Source organism: Vibrio sp. 1557, assembly GCF_033340175.1.
Classification (GTDB): Bacteria; Pseudomonadota; Gammaproteobacteria; order Enterobacterales; family Vibrionaceae; genus Vibrio; species Vibrio alginolyticus.
Genome location: NZ_JAWOVZ010000031.1, coordinates 13899 through 33241, shown reverse-complemented (window position 1 = coordinate 33241; position 19343 = coordinate 13899). Strand labels below are relative to the sequence as shown.

Below are 19343 nucleotides of genomic sequence, written 5' to 3'. Positions count from 1 at the left end.
AAATGCAATCAAATTGTAAAATACTCATGCCAATTATTAAGTTGTAGAACGTAAATATTACGTATACTTCTAATGAGGGGCGTTTAAAACCATTGCATATGATTTAAGCGCGTTAGTACACGATTAGGATCAACACGGGTTTGCAGTAAGTTGTCTTGCTACTCGGTTGCACACTAGCCGACATCAGCCCGACAACCTCTATTGCAAGCAATCAGAGTTAGGTCACTTCACACTTATTTGGAAACGACCTAACAACTCGCATGCAGAGCCGTACTACGGCAAGGAGACGCTATGGGCGATACCGATCGGAAACTGTTTGTACTCGATACCAACATTCTTCTTCATGAACCCTTTGCCATCTTCTCTTTCCAAGAACACGATGTCGTTATCCCCATGACCGTGTTGGAAGAACTCGACCGAATCAAAGACAGTAAGCGCGACGTTGCAAGAGATGCGCGCGTGGCTATTCGCACCTTGGAAGATTTGTTTAAAGAAGCAACGCCAGATGAAATCTCTGAAGGCATTCCTGTTTCTAAAGACAACCCCGACCAGGGTACCATTTCCATTTTGGCGGATTTTGAACTGCAGGAAACCGTCAAAGCCTTCGCCGACAAAGCCGGTGACAACCGTATTCTCAACGCGGTGCTTTATCTGCAAAATAAACGTGCACCACGTGAAGTGGTACTGATCACGAAAGACATCAACATGCGTCTGCGAGCCAAAGGGGCTGGTGTACGCTTTGTTGAGGACTATAGAACCGACCAACTGATTGACGACATTCAATACCTAACCAAAGGCTTTCAATTGCGTGAAGGTGATTTCTGGAGCGGTATTGAGGAAGTAGAAAGCTATGCACTGGGCGGAAAAACTTACCACAAACTCAGTCGCGAACCCTTCGACCCAACCTTTATCAACCAATACGTTATTGATGAAGACAGTGACTTTGCTGGTCGCGTAGAAACCATCAATGAAGACAAGCTAACGCTTCTCGACCTGAGCCGCGAACGTCTAATGCATCGTAAGGCTTGGGACATCACACCTAAAAATATCTACCAGGGAATGGCGTTAGATGCCTTACTCGATCCAGAAATTGACTTGGTGATTCTAACGGGTGCGGCGGGTAGTGGTAAGACATTACTGGCAATGGCAGCAGCATTGGAGCAAACCATTGAAAAAAGCATGTTCGATAAAATTATCGTAACACGTAACACGCCAGATATCGGTGAATCCATCGGCTTCTTACCCGGCTCCGAAGAGGAGAAAATGATGCCGTGGTTAGCGGCGGTGACCGATACCTTGGAAGCGCTACATAAACACGATCACTGCACTGAAGGCTCATTGAAGTACATCTGCGATAAAGCCAACATTCAATTTAAATCGATCAACTTTATGCGTGGCCGTTCAATTCAAAATGCGTTTGTACTGCTTGATGAGTGTCAAAACCTCACTGCATCACAAATCAAAACCATCATTACCCGCTGTGGTGAAGGAACCAAAATCGTCTGCTCCGGTAACTTGGCGCAGATTGACTCCCATTACCTCACCCCAGTGACCTCTGGTTTGACCTACATGGTTGAACGCTTCAAGAACTTTGAAGGCAGTGCGAATATTCACCTCAACGGCGTGGTTCGTAGCCGCTTGGCGGAATTTGCTGAAGAAAACCTGTAATTGACACCGACTCGCAAAGCAAAAGAGCGCTCTAATGAGCGCTCTTTTTATAACGATTCAACTGAGTTACTCAGTGCCACCTACTGTCAGTGAGTCCAGTTTCAAGGTCGGCTGACCAACCCCAACTGGCACACTTTGACCTGCTTTACCACATACGCCAACGCCCTTGTCGATACTTAGGTCGTTACCGACCATAGAGACTTGCTGCATTGCTTCGATACCTGATCCAATCAACGTCGCACCTTTAACAGGGCGCGTAATTTTACCGTTTTCAATCAAGTATGCTTCGGATGCAGAGAACACAAACTTACCCGAAGTAATGTCCACCTGACCGCCACCAAAGTTTGGCGCATACAACCCTTTCTCGACCGTCGAGATTATTTCTTCTGGCGTATGTTCACCTGGTAGCATGTAGGTGTTGGTCATACGCGGCATTGGTAAATGTGCATAAGACTCACGACGACCGTTACCTGTTGGGTTCACACCCATTAACCGCGCGTTTAGCTTGTCTTGCATGTAACCTTTCAGCACACCATTTTCGATAAGCGTGTTGTACTGGCCGTTTACCCCTTCATCATCCACATTCAGTGAACCACGAAGGTCTTTTAACGTGCCATCATCGACGATGGTACACAGCGAAGACGTCACTTGTTGACCCATTTTGCCAGAGAAAACCGAAGATTCCTTCCGGTTAAAATCACCTTCTAGGCCATGACCTACCGCTTCGTGTAGCAACACGCCAGGCCAGCCAGAACCCAATACCACTGGCATCATGCCAGCTGGTGCTGCTTCTGCTTCAAGGTTGATTAACGCCATGCGAATCGCTTCGTCTGCGTAATGAAAAGCTTGTTTCACACCATTGCTTTCCGTTAAAAAGAAATCGTAACCGAAACGGCCGCCGCCACCAGCGCTACCGCGTTCACGTCGTTCACCTTTTTGTGCGAGCACGCTAATAGACAAACGCACCAAAGGACGAATATCGCCAGCATAAGTACCGTCTGTTGCCGCAACAAGCATCTGCTCATGCACACCGCTGATGCTGATCGAGACCTCTTTAATCAATGGTTCTTTAGTGCGGATGTAAGCATCTAGAGATTTGAGCAATTCTGTTTTTTGCTGCTTTTCCCATTCAGCTAGTGGATTCACAGCGGCGTAGTACGCTTGGTTTTCGGTGCGTTTAAACGCTTGGACTTTACCATTCTGCCCTTGCTGAGCAATACCGCGCGCCGCCATTGCACTCTGCTTCAGGCCTTCAGGCTGGATTTGATCAGAGTAGGCAAAGCCGGTTTTCTCGCCAGTTACTGCACGGACACCAACACCACAATCAATGTTAAAAGAGCCATCTTTGATGATGCTGTCTTCTAGAACCAGAGACTCATGCCAGCTGGACTGAAAGTAAATGTCCGCATAATCGATCTGGCGCGTCGCAATGCTGGCAAGCGTGTCAGCAATGTCTTGTTCTGTCAGACCATTTGGGGCAAGGAGTGCCTGTTCTATTTGGTTTGTGCTCATAGTTAGCTCTTTTATTTCCGTCTCAATTCATTTTGAAAGCGACTGTGTTGAGTCAGCGGCATATTCTGCCTTACTTGTTGGCTTTGTGACAAATCTATCTCAGTCACCAATAAACCTACTTCATCCTGAAGCTGTTTATGGATACGTCCCCAAGGGTCAACGACCATTGAGTGTCCCCATGTTTTTCGTCCACATGGATGCGTTCCAGTTTGTCCGCTTGCCAAAATCCAACATTGTGTCTCAATCGCTCTAGCTCGCAATAATACTTCCCAGTGAGCTTGCCCCGTCACAGCGGTAAACGCAGCGGGCACCACAATGATATCCGCCCCTTCTTGACGCAATACTTTATAAAGTTCTGGGAAACGTAAATCATAACAAATACTCAATCCAACACTGCCGATATCAGTTTCCGCAACGACTATTTGATTACCCGCCATAAACGTATCCGACTCACGATAACTACCATAACCATCGGCTACGTCGACATCAAACATATGCAGTTTGTCATAGTGAGCAATGCATTTACCGTGCGGCGGAAATACAAGTGTTGTGGTGGTGACACCTTTTGCGGTTTGAATGGGCATGCTTCCGACAATTAGCGTTAACTGGTTCTTTCTAGCGATTTCACAGAGCCGCTGTTGAATCATGCCACTGCCAAGTGGCTCTGCATGTTGATGATAAGCTTCGCGACTGGAAAATAGCACTGTATTTTCAGGAGTAAGAACAAGTTTGGCACCTTGCTTGCTCGCTAAAGCACACTGTTTTTCAATGAAGTCCAAATTCGCGTTAATATCCGGACCCGAAGTCATTTGAATAATGCCAACACGCTCCATGTGTTTCCTCCCTATTCCATTATATTCGGTGAGTTATTTGGCCTGTTCACGCAGTTTTTCTGGCAGCTTGTATTCACCTTTACTTCGCGAAATTTCTTTCACCGTTGGTGAATCTAGTGGGCCTTTCACTTCATAATTGACTTGAGTGAAGACCTCAACCACCGGAGATATCACCGTAGAGATGGCCAAGACATACAAAGCAGTTTGAGGCGCAACGGCAAACGCGGTCAGCATTGGTAGGCCTGATGTGATGTCTGGTGTGAATTTCACTTCCGCATCAACCATTCTGCTGTTCATATTAGCGATGCCGCGGATTTGCATTTCCCCTGCTAACGCATCCATTACGATATCATTGGTGATAAACACACCGTCTTGGATTTTGCCCGTTCCCGTGATCGAGTTGAATGCCATGCCTTTATCGAATACGTCGGTAAAGTCGAGCTGCATCTTACGGATGATAGAATCCAAGCTAAACAAGCCTAACAAGCGTGCCGCACCACTAACTTCACTGATCACGCCTTTACCAAATTCCGTTGAGACGTTTCCTTGCAAGGTTTGTGTCTTCATTGACCAAGGTGCGCCGTCCCATTCCATATTGGCATTGATCTCAAATGGTGCTTGTTGAATGCCTGATGTAATACCAAAGCGCTCCATAAGATCGGTGTTGTTATCACCTTTCATTTTCATGGTTAAGTTGGAATGGCTACTCTCTTTCGTCAGGTCCCACCAACCACTCATATCAATGCGGTTTTTGCCGCTACTAAAGGTGATATTTTTCCACTCCAAACGGTTCTGGCGACGCTGCAAATCAACATTCACTTTGCCCACTTTGTAGCCTTGCAGCCAAAAATCATCAATGTTCAAAGTTAAGTTTGGCATCTCTGCGTGAAACTTGCGGTCAAAATTGGTAATCAAAGGTGCGTTTTGATCTTCACTCGCAAAGATTGAGCTGCGCTCTTTGGTCATCTCTTCAAACCCTGGAATGTACAGATGCAAGTGCTCTAAAGAGACCGATAGATCATAGGGTTTCAGATAGTTAGCTTTCCCTTTAACCTCTTGACTGTCCACATCGAGTTGCCAACTCAAATTTTTCTTGCTTGCTGAAAAATCCACATCATGAAACTCAATCCCACCGAGCTGTAAGTTTGGCGTTTCAACTTCAATGCGTGTCGGCAATGGAATGGTCGGCGTTTTCATGCTTGCCAAAACAGACGATGACGGCTTGCTCTCAGAGACCTGCGCAAGCTCCGCCCATTGGTCTAAATTCAGTTCTTCGACACGCACCGAAGCATCGTGCCCGACAATAGGACTAATCCGGAAGCCACCTTTGCCAACCATTAAATGAGTCGCAGTCAGAACCGGGACATCGCCAGCGATATCTATCTCAGTTTGATACTTCACATTTGGGATCTGTAGTCTTGCTGAAATACTCTCTTGGTTACCGGATGCTTGCAGTTTCGCTTGCCCAGACTCACCAATTTTTTTCGCTAAAGGATAAGGATATTGACTAGCCAGACGATTTAGCTGCGCCAGCACTTCAAGCTGATAAGTGAAACCAACATCATTGAGTTGCAAGTCAATGTCCATTTGCCACGGCGCATGGCCAGAAACAAGGTTTAACCAACGCTCACCGACATAGGGTTTGAGAGGCTCGACATCCCAATCTCCTAGTGTATTAATTGTCACGTTGTAGCCTTGCTCCGCACTCTCCCCATGGAAATCAAGAGAGATAGGCTGTTGTAATAATTCGGCCGACAAACCCGATGTGGTAACCACATCATTGTCGAAGGTGATACGTCCTGTGGCGTTTTCAAGCGTCATTGGCGGCGCTTCAATATCAACACGATTTTCTGTTAAATCGGCATAACCCCAAGCGCGAGACTCTTTCTCAAAATCAAACGGTATATTGAGTTGAAACTCAGAGTAAACGGGACCACTCACTTGCAGCGCTGTCAATGCGGCACCGACTGAATCCACTAATGGCGTCGCCATCATGTAGTCACGGACTTCATTACCCGGCGCGCTTGCTTTCGCTTCAATCTCAATGTGCCCACCTTCTGCCAACTCAGGGATTCGCCCAGTGATACGCTTGGCATGAACGCCATTTAGTGTGGCTGATTTTGAATCCAAATACATGGCATCATTTTCAAACAGCAAGTCTAGCTGCAAATCCGTGATGGTTGGCCATGCCGTATCAAAGCTAAATTTCGCGTCTTTTAATCCAACCCAAGCTTGGAACATGCCATTATGTTCTTTGTAAGGAAAATCACCTAACTCGCCATACCACAACAATTTCGCTGTGTTCACTTTTCCGCCCTGAATCGCGGTCGAAAGATAGTCGGTCAAGTCTTGTCCAAGTGCCAGAGTCGGTAGATAGCGCCATGTTTCACCCGCGTTGTAGAGATCCGCTTCGGCATAGAACGATAAAAATGGGCTTTGTTCTTTTGGAAAATCAAGACGAAATGCCCCCAGGACTTGAAGATCAGGCGTTGCTGCCGTCACTTTATCCGACCACAAGCGCCAACCCGCATCATCTTGCTGCCAGATAATATCGACTTCACCTTGTTTGATATTCAGCGGAGCTTGGAATACATCGCCGTACGGAAAGACATCATCAATGACGGTGACTTTTGCTTTAGCTTGATTCACATCCCCCGATACGCTGCCCTGTACGTGATGAAACCCGGGTAGGAGCTCCCATTGTGTCATCGCGAGTTCATCCAGTTCAGCCGAGTAGCGTAAGGTGTCTAAACCACCGTTCATTGACAATCGGACATCTTCGACCCGACCTTTCGGTGCTAGTTTGTTAATAAGGTCACTGGTCGACTCTGACTCTGGAGCCAGCTTAATGAGCGGAATGAGTGCTTCAATGTCGAGTTGAGAGAGATTAAGCATCCAGCCGTTTGGTTGCCAATCAAACGCGACGTCTAGCTCTGGCCAAGGGGTATTATCGGTTCTGATCTGAAGTGAGTGGCCATTTACTTTCCAGCCTTGTTTATCTGGTCGAAGATTGAAAATTCCAGACTCAATAAACAGCTCATGATGTCCATCTTCATTCCACACCAACTCGGAAGGCAGCAATTCAACATAAGCATCATGCGGTTGGCTATGTTTGAGCGTTAGCCAAGTATTTAAGCTGACTTTACCCGACTCTGCTCCTGACTCTTCTTGCATGTAAGTGGTCAGCCAAGGTGTGACCGAGACATCTTGAGCACTCACGTAAAACTCACCAGATACATCGCGCAACGAGCCATGATCTTTAAAGTTAGCGCTTACTAACAACGAGTTCAGGCGAACATCGGCAATGCTAACCGTGCCTTCGGCTACGTGACGTTTCCCTTGATTGCTCCAACGAAGGTGCTCAATATCTAAACGGCGAGTTTCACCAGACACCGACTTATACCAAATCCGTGAATCGCTAATAGTGAAGTCTTCGAACTGACGTAAAAGAAGTGAGTCGAGTTGGTCAATGAGTTTCACTTCGCTCTTATCCACTTCAGGCTTCGATTCTTGACGATGAGAAGTCGGCAGAATGTCTACCGTGTGAATGTCTAAAGCGAGGTTATGAATGGTAAGGTCTGCAACTACAGGTTTAAGTTGAAAAAGAGATTGAATAAGGTCGAACTCAATTTGGACTTCTTCAACAGCGAAGCGTGCATCTTGCACGTTTGGTAGATTTGCCTCTAAACCCAGTAACGCAATTGAGGGATGATTATTGCGCCACGTCCCTGCGACATTGGCAATAGAAACGTCAAAACCTGTGCCTTGTTTGACCCAGGTTTTGATCTCATCTTGGAAATGGTTAAGTTGCGGCAGTGTGACGCGAAGCGTGGTTACTAATATGGCTAATAACACCAATACAGTAACTAAACTCCACGCACAAAAACGCCCAAAACGGTTAACACCAGAATTCACAAATGTTCCAAATTACATCATTACGACGTCAAACTGTTCCTGAATGTACAGGGGTTCAGCCTGAACTCGCACTTGCTTGCCAATAAATACTTCGAGCTCAGCCAGCGCATGAGACTCATCGCCCAATAGCGCTTCAGCAACAAACGGCGATGCGTACACGACAAAATTATCGGCGTCGTAAGCACGGTTCACACGAGTAATCTCGCGTAATATCTCAAAGCATACAGTTTCGACCGTTTTCACGCTGCCACGGCCTTCACAAGTAGGACAGCCAGAACACAAGATATGTTCAATACTTTCTCGTGTGCGCTTGCGCGTCATTTCAACTAAGCCAAGCTGGGTAAAGCCGTTGATGTTGGTTTTTACTCGGTCTTTCGCCAGCGCCGTTTCCAGTGAGGTAAGTACTCGCTGACGATGCTCTTCGGATGCCATATCGATAAAATCAATAATGATGATACCGCCGAGGTTACGTAAACGTAGCTGACGCGCAATAGCTTGCGTTGCCTCTATATTGGTATTGAAGATAGTCTCTTCGAGATTACGACGACCAACAAATGCACCCGTGTTGATGTCGATGGTGGTCATGGCTTCGGTTTGATCGATGATCAAATAGCCGCCCGATTTTAGCTCGACCTTGCGCTCTAAAGAACGCTGAATTTCGTTTTCGGTGTCGTACATGTCAAAGATTGGCTTGTCACCTTCGTAAAGCTCAAGCTTATCTGTTAACTCCGGTACATACTCAGAAGTGAATTCTTTCAGGTTCTCGTATTCAAGGCGGGAGTCGACCATGATCTTATCGAGCTCTGTGCCAACAAAGTCACGCAGAATGCGTTGAGCTAAGCCGAGTTCACCGTAAAGTGTTGAACGCGTTTTGTATTTTGAGCGACGCTCCATGACTTTTAGCCACAAACGCTTTAGAAATGCCGCATCTTGAGATAGCTCTTTTTCATCAGCGCCTTCTGCCGCGGTACGAATGATAAAACCACCGTGCTCATCGCAGTAATGGTTCACCACCTTTTTCAAACGCTCGCGCTCTTTTTCACTTTCAATACGCTGCGAAACACCGACATGGCTGGCCCCCGGCATAAAAACAAGATAACGCGAAGGTAAGGTGATATCCGTCGTTAAACGCGCACCTTTTGTGCCGAGCGGATCTTTGACCACTTGCACAACAATGTCTTGTCCCTGGCGTACCAGCTCAGAGATATCACGGACTTGAAACTGCTGTTTTTCGTTTTCTGCCACACATTCGGTATGAGGAACAATATCTGACGCATGTAAAAATGCCGCTTTATCTAAACCAATGTCGACGAAAGCCGCCTGCATACCTGGTAACACTCGGCTTACTTTGCCTTTGTATATATTGCCCACAATACCGCGACGCGATTCGCGCTCGATATGTATTTCTTGTAGTACTCCACCTTCAATCATGGCCACACGAGTTTCACTCGGGGTCACGTTAAGCAGCAATTCTGCACTCATGTGCACACCTCAAAACAATTATAAAAATTCTTGAATTAGCTGATCGGTTTCGAACAAAGGTAAGCCTACTACAGCGTGATAACTGCCTTCGATTCGGGTGACAAATCGCCCTCCGAGTCCCTGAATACCATAACTTCCAGCTTTATCGCATGGCTCTCCTGACTGCCAATATTGTTCGATTTCTTCGTGAGTCAGTGGTTTGAACCACACGTCAGTGGTAACGACCACTGAATGTTGTTGTTCCGATGATACAACGCTCACCGCAGTCATCACTTGATGACGACGACCCGATAAGTCAGTAAGCATACGCTTTGAATCTTCAAAACTTTTTGGTTTTTCTAGCACACGGTCATCGCATACTACGACCGTATCAGAGCCCAATACAACGGAATCAGGCTTAGCCAACGCTAAGCCTGCCTGAGCTTTTTCCAAAGAAAGACGCAACACGTAATCTCGTGCTTGCTCATGAGCCTGTTTGGCTTCCTCAACATCAGGCAATACGATCTCAAAATCATAACCCAGTTGAGCAAGCAGCTCTTTTCTTCTCGGAGAACCCGATGCGAGAACGAGAGATAAGCTTTTCTTCACCGCTTTACCTTACGTGCCATGCACGACGAACTCGTCGCATTAATAAAAACATCCATGGCCAAAGTATACAGTTTATTGCCGCCGTCCACAGAGATAATGGATTAAATACTACGTCTTGGTTCAAATATTCCCCACAGAATATCAGAACTTCCAATAACGCAGTAAAAAAGGCAATTAAAATCGACTGTTGCCACAAAGCCATGTTGCGAATCAACAGGAAATTCAGCGCCACGAGGTAGATAACGATCGACATCATCATGCCACGAATTCCAAGCGTTGAGCCGATCAAAATGTCCCATAATAAGCCCAACACTAGCGCAGTTCCGACGTTCACTCGGTGCGGTAGTGCCAACACCCAATAACACGTAACAAGGAACAACCATGAAGGGCGTAACACATCTAACACACCTGGCCATGGAATGGTTTGCAGTACCAGCGCAACGAAGAAACTGACGCCAATCACCATTCGGCTACTCAATACATTATTGGCCATCGGTTACCTCTTGTTCTTGCTCTAACCCTTCATCTACATTGGACCGCAGTACTTTGTGTTGACGGTCTTCATTCGGCCAAATCAGCAGTAGGTAGCGTAAGCGATCAAACTCCACAACCGGCTCAGCCTTGATTGAGGCGAACTCTTGACGCGTATCGTGATCCACATTGGTAACCGTCGCGACTGGATATCCCTCAGGGTAAATGCCACCTAAACCGGATGTCACCAATAAATCACCAACCTGAATATCTGTGCTGGTTGGAATGTGCTCCAGTTGGATTTCATCCATTTCACCATTGCCCGATGCGATCACTCGGATATCATTGCGGATCACCTGGACAGGAATTGCATTTTTCGCGTCCGTTAGCAGCAGAACACGTGCGTTGTGCGCTGCGACAAACGTAACCTGACCGACGATGCCTTTCTCGTTGATAACAGGCTGACCAACGTAAACACCATCAATACGGCCTTTATCGATCACCACTTGATGACGATAAGGTGAAGTATCCACCGCCATTACTTCTGTCACGACTTTCTTTTCATCACGGACAAATGAAGATCCTAACAACTTACGTAAGCGTTGGTTTTCTTCTTTATATTGGTCGAGCAAGATAAGCTCGCTTTTCAGGCGTAGCACTTCTCGCTTTAAGCTGCGATTGCCTTCAACCAATGCCTGATGAGAATTAAAACGTTCAAATACGCCATCGAACATACTACGAGGCAAATTCGCTGCGTACTGAATCGGTGCAACCATACTGTTTAGTAGGTATCGAACGTTGGAAAACGTATCTAGACGACTATCGGCCAGCATTAAGCTCGCCGACACGATGACAGCAAAAAACAGACGTAATTGCAGAGACGGACCTCTGCCGAAAATCGGTTTCATCTTGTTTTTGACCTGATTGCTTCCATGATTATTGAGCCTTACTTGGCAACCTAAAAATACTTAACTAAATACTTTTAGGTATGGAGCATGTTTGAATTACAGAGAGAGCAGAAATGAAGGTGAAGCCCGACATGAGCTTCACCTAAACCTTTATTCTTCAGAGAACAGATCGCCACCGTGCATGTCGATCATTTCTAGAGCTTTACCGCCACCACGCGCAACACACGTTAGTGGATCTTCCGCGATAACAACAGGAATACCAGTTTCTTCCATCAGTAGACGGTCTAGGTCTTTAAGTAGTGCACCACCACCTGTTAGTACCATACCGTTTTCAGAAATGTCTGAAGCAAGCTCTGGTGGACACTGTTCTAGTGCAACCATGACTGCTGATACGATGCCAGATAGCGGCTCTTGAAGCGCTTCTAGGATCTCGTTTGAGTTCAAGCTAAAGCTTCGTGGCACACCCTCTGCAAGGTTACGACCGCGAACTTCAATCTCTTGAACTTCATCACCTGGGTAAGCAGAACCGATTTCGTGTTTGATCTTTTCAGCCGTTGCTTCACCAATCAAGCTGCCGTAGTTACGACGTACGTAGTTGATCACAGCTTCATCAAAGCGGTCACCACCGATACGTACAGACGATGAGTAAACCACACCGTTTAGAGAGATAACGGCAACTTCAGTTGTACCACCACCGATATCGACCACCATTGAACCTGTCGGCTCAGATACACGAAGGCCAGCACCAATTGCCGCCGCCATTGGCTCGTCGATTAGGTAAACTTCACGCGCACCAGCACCAAGTGCTGATTCACGAATTGCGCGACGCTCAACTTGGGTAGAACCACAAGGAACACAAACAAGAACACGTGGGCTTGGCTTTAGGATGCTGTTATCGTGCACTTGCTTGATAAAGTGCTGAAGCATTTTTTCGGTTACGTAGAAGTCAGCGATTACGCCGTCTTTCATTGGGCGAATAGCGGAAATGTTGCCAGGTGTACGACCAAGCATCTGTTTTGCTGCGTGACCGACTGCAGCAACGCTTTTTGCAGAACCTACACGATCTTGACGAATAGCAACTACAGAAGGTTCATCAAGGACAATTCCTTGCCCTTTTACGTAAATTAGAGTGTTGGCTGTACCTAAATCGATAGATAGATCGTTAGAAAACATGCCACGAAGTTTCTTAAACATACTCTTCGCTCATCCTGCAAAAATATAGAAGACAAAAATTGCTCTAAATGTACCAATGCCTCGCTGTCACAGCAAGGTATTGGTACACAAACATGAGCAGAAAGCCTCAATTTCTTGCAGTTTCCTAACTTAAGGGCAAAAACCTAAGTTGTTACTGTCCGGTTAACCCTGGCTCACCACGGTAAATCACACGGTCATTACCACGGTGAATACCGAAGGTGACGACGGAGGATGGGTTTTCTTCACCAGCTTTCTTATTGTCCCAGTTGTACTTGAGCCATGGGAGATGATTAGATCCCGCGGTAAGATCTAGCCACAATTCCGTTTGCTGACGGTTTGATTCGCTTTCGACCGCGACAATGCTTCTTGAAGTACCTTTGGTAACGACACCTCCACCGTTCAAGCTCACATCTACATACTTAGAGTCAGGCTCATTACCTTTCCATTTATGCTCGAATTTCTCTCTCACACCATAAATAGTAGTTTGACTATCAGAAATGTTTGTCACGAATCGACCATCTTTCCAATATTCCACTGTTAGAGGTACCTGCAATTTAAGTGAATCGGGTTTGTTGTTATCACCTTGCTTACCGCCGACATCAGCCAAATTAACTCGGCCAAAGCGTAAATCCGGCTGGACAAATAGCTCCTTGGTACCAATAGTCACACCAACCTTATCTACTGATGATGAGGAAAGATCAATAGAAATAGACGTATCTGAAGAATTCTCTAAGTAATTTAATGGGCCGTCAGGTTTAGTGACTACTTTATTCCACACCAGTCCACTCGCGCTATATTTCCCGACAGCTTTAAGCGAGTCTCGCTTCGCCTTGACTTCACGCTCTAAGCGGGCTTTAGCTGCCAGCTTATTATTGTCAGGTTGATGCTTACGTAGCTTGACTTGATAACGTTCAAGCTCTGACTTCATGATATCGCCTTTACTTTTTACAATAGCAATCTCATCTTCCAAACCGCTACTCTGCCAAGTCACATAGCCGTAAGAAAATAGAATTGCAGCCGCCGAAACGCCCCAAGATAACGCGATATTTTTTAGCGTCAGGAGCTCTTTTTTCGGCTTTAAGTAATCGGGATATAAGTTGACGCGTCGAGTATTTGAAGTAGCCGCAGTGTCAGCCAAAACATGTCCAGATAGTTCATGTTCTGGTGGTAATAACAGTGAAACCTTAGTACTTAAACGGTAATTCAGAGCCTGAACAAGCTCGCTCTCATCCTCTTCATCACAGCACACTTTCAATTGATGTAATTGCACGTGGCGTAACTGAGATGAAAGATAATCAATCGAACGTTGCAGTTCTAACGACAGACTGTCCATCTGTAAATCGCTAGACGGAACCCCCGTTAACGGTGGCGTCACACTGCGAATAGAACGGTGGAACGCAATAGTATTTTCGACAAAAGCGCTTATACGGAAATGACCACGCACACTGCGTTGTAATAATAGGAAGTTTCCTAGTTCACCCGCAGTCTCTCCCCAAATATCGTCTTCAGGAAGAATGGCCTCTAATGGTAACTGGGCTCGACTGGCCAGTAACACAATCTTATCCAATATTTTTCGCGATAAGACGTATGCTTGCACTTTGGTTGAATTCGGTAACTCGACCGCATCGGCAATAATGTCGATAGCACGCTCAGAGATCAGTTCTTTCAACAAAAACGGTAATGCGGCTGGCCATTCTTGACGCGGCATGACTGGTTTGTCGATTTGGTACATCTGGTAATAGTTATGAGAAAGAATAACCGTTAATGAATCATACGCACTCGCTGCAACGCTCAATGCTTGCTCAACGGCTTTTTCCCAATTGGACTCAGAAATATCAAATTGGTATGGACGACTACTTTTGATTGAAGATGATAAATAAACGGCGTCTGGCTGAATAACCAAAAAGCAGGAGCGATCACCACTAGATGATCGCTTAAGCTTGTCGAATAGTGCTTTGAAATCCATGATTATTATCTTTATTTTTTCCGCCAGCGATTTCGTCTTCCCAATTTAACTTGGGATTCTGATTGAGAATTCGGCAACGCTTGGGGACGAGGAAGAAACTGCTGCTCCGCAGAAAAGTAACGCCCTTGCCCACCATAAACCCCGAGCTCAATTAATGTGTTGAGCTCGTTCTGATTCTCAATTCCCACTGCTATAATTTTAGTTTTACTGTTTGCCGCCGCACCTAGCATACTGCGGACAAATAGCTGGTTTTCATGTCGTTGGTCGATTTTTGCTACTAAACTGCGATGAAGTTTAAGGTAACGAATGTCCACTTCTTTTAAATAGTGAGTGCTGACGATGGTACGCCCAGCCTGCCCAACCATTAAGTGGCACCCTAAACCGGCCAGCATTTTAGCGACTGGTCGCATAAAGTCTAAGTGTCTTACAAATTGTGCTTCAACAAACTCAAAACTGAGACACTTTCTCTGCTCACGTGACAACTGTAAGAGTTCATCACGAAACCATTTAAAGTACTCTCGGTTAGAAAATGGCGTTACATTCAAATTGAGCGCATACGATCTTGAGTTATCAAAATTATCCTTAAACTCTCTTAAGAATTTATTAATAACCGACTTATCCATTTGCGCTTCATAACCAACCTGTCTGATCGCAGAAATGAACCGAGACGCTTTAACAATCCCATTCTCAGGATCGCGAATCCGACATGTTAACTCTTCATATAATGATTTTTTATGCGTCGCGTCACTTATTGGGTGCACAGATTGTGCGTAGAGTATCACACTTTCAGGTGTAAGTGCTGTGTCAAATAACGTTCTCCACCTCACACTTCCGCGAGCTTCTTCATCGTGGTTCCATTTTTTGAAGCGACTCCAATTATTGTTATTTTGTAGTTGCGCACTACGCAAAGCAGTCTCGGCTTCATCAATGATTTGGCTGTGTCGCTCACCTTCTTTATAAGTGGTGATGCCAATATGGCACCAGTTGTCTGGATCAAGTGGCTCTGGCGGCATTAACTTTTCTAACTGGCGAATGCATTGCGAGGCAAGGTTAGCCACATCTTTCGCACTTTGGTGCGGTAGAAAAAGCGCAAAATCAGCATCGTAATAACGGGAAAATACAACATCTGGGTATCGTTGAACTAAATTGGACAATAAACTCCCAACTTCAACAATAAACTCATCCGTAATTTGCTTATCTTGCTCTTCTTCAACCAGTTTCCAGTCTTGAATACGAACTAGCAACACGGCGCCGCGAGCCCCGCTTTCTAGTAACGCCGATTCCAACTTGCTATCAAATAACACTCGGTTAGCGGTACCGGTTAGCTTATCAAGGAAGGTTTGAGTTCGAATAAAGGTATCAAATCGGCTTCGCTCTTGACGCGCATCTTGTAACTCTTCGATTAATACATCGAGCGCTTCACTGGCGGTGTAAGGCCATTCTTTTTTGTCACCTTTGGCATACTGCTCCACCCTACCAGCCAGGATCATTCTGCCTCGCTCTTCGAGCATTTCGGAGCCTTCTAATTGCTCCTTAAGCCATGCCACGCCGCGCATTAAGCAGAAGATGATCAATATAACGGCAAGCGTGATCGACCAAAGCGCCTGCATTGAGTAGCTGTAACCTAAGTAAGGGGGAATTGCTTTAAAGTGAATCGTGTAATCTTGATTGTGAGTCAGCTGATACTCTGCCTCAAACAAGACTGACGCTTCCATTTGATGAGAAGTATCTTTGAAGCGATAAACAACGGCGTTGTTGGTCGACAACGTCATTTCGACAATATTGGAAGCCTGCAGCATTTTCGGCATCCAGCGCTGCATAGAATAAGCGGCGTCAGGATCTTCCATCTCCTTGTCGACCACCTCTACGATCCCTTCTAAATAATGGGTGAGATATTCCTGCCCAAGACGTTTAAAAGAGAGGGTGCCACCGACAAACAAGATAAACATGGCGCAGATAACGATCATGGTGACAAAGGCCACCAGCCGTGTGCTTAACTTAAGAGTTGGGGTATACCTCATGAATACCAAATTCCTTTTTTATTCATCATATACCTTATTGAAATATTTATACTTGATAAGAGTTCATCAAACAATCGGATTAGTCTGATAGTGAGAGGCTGGAGCATAAAGAAAATCACACTCATTGATAAGTTTTATTGTTACGCCTAACCTTGCCAAGAGAAGCCTGTGAAATCATTAGATTGCGACAATAAAAAAGGCCGCGATATTCGCGGCCTTTTCGATTCAAGCATAAGCAGAATTTAGAACGGGATATCGTCGTCAAAATCCATTGGTGGCTCATTGTACTGCTGCTGTGGTTGCTGCGGAGCCTGTTGTTGTGGTTGCTGTTGCTGAGGCGCATTGTACTGCTGCTGAGCTGGCTGTTGAGGCTGACCCCATCCACCTTGTTGCTGCTGTTGACCGCCCATTGGTGCGCCGCTACCTTGAGCACGACCGCCAAGCATTTGCATCACACCATTGAAGCCTTGAACAACGACTTCAGTTGAGTAGCGATCTTGGCCACTTTGATCTTGCCATTTGCGAGTTTGCAGTTGCCCTTCAATGTAAACTTGAGAGCCTTTACGCAAGTACTCACCTGCTACTTCCGCAAGTTTGCCGAACAACACAACACGGTGCCATTCCGTTTTTTCGCGCTGTTCGCCAGTCGCTTTATCACGCCATGAATCAGAAGTCGCAATAGTAATGTTTGCTACTGCACCGCCATTCGGCATGTAACGAATTTCAGGGTCGTTACCTAGATTCCCCACCAAAATAACTTTGTTAATTCCACGGCTGGCCATGATGTGCTCCGTTTCACTCTGGATATATAAAATTTTAGCGTATTAGAATAGCACGCTTTAATGTTTTGATTAAAGTCTAATACCATTGTGATCTATTGAGTCACCCTCTAGAACCCAAATCGTATTTCAACTTACGTGTGTAGCATTTTTGATTCGCGTTGCAGACATCGTTTCGTGAAGCTTTGAATTCGAACGCATTTATTCAGTAAAGCGATGGTTATGGCCTCTCTTTAATGCCAGTTTATGGCTTCTATTGAACCCAGGGAGATTGGAACACGTGAGAAAGTCGGCTTACGCAAGAAAGCTATTTCTGATCAGTATGGAAGATAATGCGCAAAAAAAAGTGGCGGCACTCGAAAAGTACGTTGATATGAGCATCCCGGTGATTTCAACCGCAGCACTCATGGAAGCCAAGCCACAACACCGTAATAAAATTCTACTGATCGACTTCAGTGAACATAAATCACTTGTTCAATCGATCAAAAACTTGCCTCTTGTATGGAAAAACTTTGAAACCGTTGTCTTCAACGTGCCTAAAAGACTAACCACGGACGAACTTCTTTCATTTGGTCAATTAAAAGGTGTGTTTTATTCCGAAGATACGCTAGAGCAAATTGGAGAAGGGTTAAAAGGCATTGTTAACGGTCAAAACTGGCTGCCGCGTAATGTAACCAGTCAACTTTTACACTATTACCGCAATGTCATTAATACTCATACTGCACCAGCTACGGTAGACCTAACCATTCGTGAGCTACAAGTACTGCGTTGCCTACAAGCTGGCGCCTCGAACAGTCAGATGGCCGAGGAGTTATTCGTCAGTGAATTCACCATCAAATCGCACTTATATCAGATATTCAAAAAGCTATCCGTAAAGAACAGAGTACAGGCAATCGCCTGGGCAGACCAAAACTTAATGTCATGATGCAATGTGAGCGGCTCTGATAACTGAAATGACGAGTCGCTCATCTTTTTTCCGCACCGAGTCTCACATTTTTTCCTACTTTATTCATGATTCATTGATACCTCTCGTGTTAAAGTTATGCGCAGATTCTTGATAAAAACGAGATAGGATATTCCCCCAATGATAAAAAAATGTCTGTTCCCTGCTGCAGGCTATGGCACACGCTTCCTACCGGCAACGAAATCTATGCCAAAAGAGATGATGCCAGTTGTGAACAAACCGCTTATTGAATACGGTGTCGAAGAAGCAATCCAAGCTGGTATGAACGGCATGTGTATTGTGACAGGTCGTGGCAAGCACTCGATCATGGACCACTTTGATAAGAACTACGAACTGGAACATCAGATTAGCGGTACCAACAAAGAAGAGCTGTTGGTAGATATCCGTGAAATCATTGAATCTGCAAACTTCACTTATATACGTCAACGCGAAATGAAAGGCTTGGGCCACGCGATTCTAACTGGACGAGAATTGGTAGGTGATGAGCCATTTGCTGTTGTTCTTGCTGATGACCTTTGTGTGAACGAGCAAGAGGGCGTACTGGCTCAGATGGTGGCACTATTTAAGCAGTTCCGCTGTTCTATCGTTGCAGTGCAAGAAGTACCAGCCGAAGAAACACACAAATACGGCGTTATCTCTGGTGAAATGATCAAAGACGACATCTATCGCGTAGACGACATGGTAGAAAAACCAGAGAAAGGCACGGCGCCTAGCAACCTTGCTATCATTGGCCGCTACATCCTGACTCCCGATATTTTTGAACTGATTGAAAACACTGAACCTGGTAAAGGTGGTGAAATTCAAATCACTGACGCGCTGCTAAAACAAGCAAAAGCGGGCTGTGTATTGGCTTACAAATTCAAGGGCAAACGCTTTGACTGTGGTAGCGTTGAAGGTTACATCGAAGCAACTAACTATTGTTTTGAAAACCTGTATCTAAAAGATGAAAAAACCTCTGAGCTAGGTAAGCACGCAACACAAAAAGCTGTATAAAGCATCGTCTTAGTACGAAATTACTGTATCGAAAGCCCAGCACAACGCT

Annotated in this window: 14 protein-coding genes; 3 read left to right on the top strand and 11 right to left on the bottom strand. The window is 45.6% G+C overall.

Translation table 11 applies throughout. The features are described 5' to 3' along the window. The first annotated feature begins 291 nt into the window (after window positions 1-291). Entirely contained in the window at window positions 292-1668 is a 1377-nt protein-coding gene (locus R7070_RS22360; RefSeq protein ID WP_005381133.1) for a PhoH family protein, read from the top strand. Between the two features lie 66 nt (window positions 1669-1734). Here the strand turns inward: R7070_RS22360 and tldD are convergent, their stop codons facing one another. From tldD to R7070_RS22305, 11 genes are all read right to left on the bottom strand, one after another. Beyond that, window positions 1735-3180 carry a metalloprotease TldD gene (gene tldD / locus R7070_RS22355; RefSeq protein ID WP_005381134.1) on the bottom strand — a complete coding sequence of 482 codons (1446 nt, stop codon included), beginning with the start codon at window positions 3178-3180 and terminating at the stop codon, window positions 1735-1737. Window positions 3181-3191: 11 nt separating this feature from the next. Further along, window positions 3192-4013, bottom strand: a complete 822-nt coding sequence (locus tag R7070_RS22350) for a carbon-nitrogen hydrolase family protein (RefSeq protein ID WP_005381136.1) — start codon at window positions 4011-4013, stop codon at window positions 3192-3194. A gap of 33 nt (window positions 4014-4046) precedes the next feature. Next, a complete protein-coding gene (locus tag R7070_RS22345) occupies window positions 4047-7928 on the bottom strand; it encodes a YhdP family protein (RefSeq protein WP_170897628.1) in 3882 nt (1293 codons plus the stop codon). Window positions 7929-7940: 12 nt separating this feature from the next. Beyond that, the gene (gene rng, locus R7070_RS22340) at window positions 7941-9410 is read right to left on the bottom strand and encodes a ribonuclease G (protein WP_005381138.1); all 1470 of its coding nucleotides are present in this window, start codon (window positions 9408-9410) and stop codon (window positions 7941-7943) included. Window positions 9411-9428: 18 nt separating this feature from the next. Beyond that, window positions 9429-9998 carry a Maf family protein gene (locus R7070_RS22335; RefSeq protein ID WP_017821310.1) on the bottom strand — a complete coding sequence of 190 codons (570 nt, stop codon included), beginning with the start codon at window positions 9996-9998 and terminating at the stop codon, window positions 9429-9431. Window positions 9999-10002: 4 nt separating this feature from the next. After that, a complete protein-coding gene (mreD, locus tag R7070_RS22330) occupies window positions 10003-10491 on the bottom strand; it encodes a rod shape-determining protein MreD (protein WP_005381141.1) in 489 nt (162 codons plus the stop codon). Beyond that, window positions 10481-11377 carry a rod shape-determining protein MreC gene (gene mreC / locus R7070_RS22325; protein WP_005381142.1) on the bottom strand — a complete coding sequence of 299 codons (897 nt, stop codon included), beginning with the start codon at window positions 11375-11377 and terminating at the stop codon, window positions 10481-10483. The genes mreD and mreC overlap by 11 nt, the downstream gene beginning before the upstream one ends. A 150-nt stretch (window positions 11378-11527) precedes the next feature. After that, the gene (locus R7070_RS22320; RefSeq protein WP_005381144.1) at window positions 11528-12571 is read right to left on the bottom strand and encodes a rod shape-determining protein; all 1044 of its coding nucleotides are present in this window, start codon (window positions 12569-12571) and stop codon (window positions 11528-11530) included. A 151-nt stretch (window positions 12572-12722) separates the two neighbouring features. Continuing rightward, window positions 12723-14537 carry a DUF6701 domain-containing protein gene (locus tag R7070_RS22315; protein WP_318141303.1) on the bottom strand — a complete coding sequence of 605 codons (1815 nt, stop codon included), beginning with the start codon at window positions 14535-14537 and terminating at the stop codon, window positions 12723-12725. An 11-nt stretch (window positions 14538-14548) separates the two neighbouring features. Continuing rightward, window positions 14549-16558: an RNase E specificity factor CsrD gene (csrD, locus tag R7070_RS22310; RefSeq protein WP_005381201.1), complete on the bottom strand. Its 2010-nt coding sequence runs from the start codon at window positions 16556-16558 to the stop codon at window positions 14549-14551. A gap of 242 nt (window positions 16559-16800) precedes the next feature. Next, complete coding sequence (locus R7070_RS22305; protein WP_054577144.1) at window positions 16801-17340, bottom strand: single-stranded DNA-binding protein; 540 nt, start codon at window positions 17338-17340, stop codon at window positions 16801-16803. A 277-nt stretch (window positions 17341-17617) separates the two neighbouring features. On the opposite strand from R7070_RS22305, the gene R7070_RS22300 reads away from it, so the two are divergent. Continuing rightward, on the top strand, window positions 17618-18262 hold the full coding sequence (locus R7070_RS22300) for a LuxR C-terminal-related transcriptional regulator (RefSeq protein ID WP_005381237.1): 645 nt from the start codon (window positions 17618-17620) through the stop codon (window positions 18260-18262). A 159-nt stretch (window positions 18263-18421) separates the two neighbouring features. After that, window positions 18422-19294: a UTP--glucose-1-phosphate uridylyltransferase GalU gene (gene galU, locus R7070_RS22295; RefSeq protein WP_005381239.1), complete on the top strand. Its 873-nt coding sequence runs from the start codon at window positions 18422-18424 to the stop codon at window positions 19292-19294. The last annotated feature ends 49 nt before the right edge of the window (window positions 19295-19343 follow it).

Excerpts from the sequence above, each read along its gene's own strand:
- R7070_RS22305 (WP_054577144.1), bottom strand. The coding sequence starts at position 17,340 with ATGGCCAGCCGTGGAATTAACAAAGTTATTTTGGTGGGGAATCTAGGT.
- mreD (WP_005381141.1), bottom strand. The coding sequence starts at position 10,491 with ATGGCCAATAATGTATTGAGTAGCCGAATGGTGATTGGCGTCAGTTTC.
- R7070_RS22360 (WP_005381133.1), top strand. The coding sequence starts at position 292 with ATGGGCGATACCGATCGGAAACTGTTTGTACTCGATACCAACATTCTT.
- rng (WP_005381138.1), bottom strand. The coding sequence starts at position 9,410 with ATGAGTGCAGAATTGCTGCTTAACGTGACCCCGAGTGAAACTCGTGTG.
- R7070_RS22320 (WP_005381144.1), bottom strand. The coding sequence starts at position 12,571 with ATGTTTAAGAAACTTCGTGGCATGTTTTCTAACGATCTATCTATCGAT.
- R7070_RS22315 (WP_318141303.1), bottom strand. The coding sequence starts at position 14,537 with ATGGATTTCAAAGCACTATTCGACAAGCTTAAGCGATCATCTAGTGGT.
- mreC (WP_005381142.1), bottom strand. The coding sequence starts at position 11,377 with ATGAAACCGATTTTCGGCAGAGGTCCGTCTCTGCAATTACGTCTGTTT.
- galU (WP_005381239.1), top strand. The coding sequence starts at position 18,422 with ATGATAAAAAAATGTCTGTTCCCTGCTGCAGGCTATGGCACACGCTTC.
- R7070_RS22350 (WP_005381136.1), bottom strand. The coding sequence starts at position 4,013 with ATGGAGCGTGTTGGCATTATTCAAATGACTTCGGGTCCGGATATTAAC.
- csrD (WP_005381201.1), bottom strand. The coding sequence starts at position 16,558 with ATGAGGTATACCCCAACTCTTAAGTTAAGCACACGGCTGGTGGCCTTT.
- tldD (WP_005381134.1), bottom strand. The coding sequence starts at position 3,180 with ATGAGCACAAACCAAATAGAACAGGCACTCCTTGCCCCAAATGGTCTG.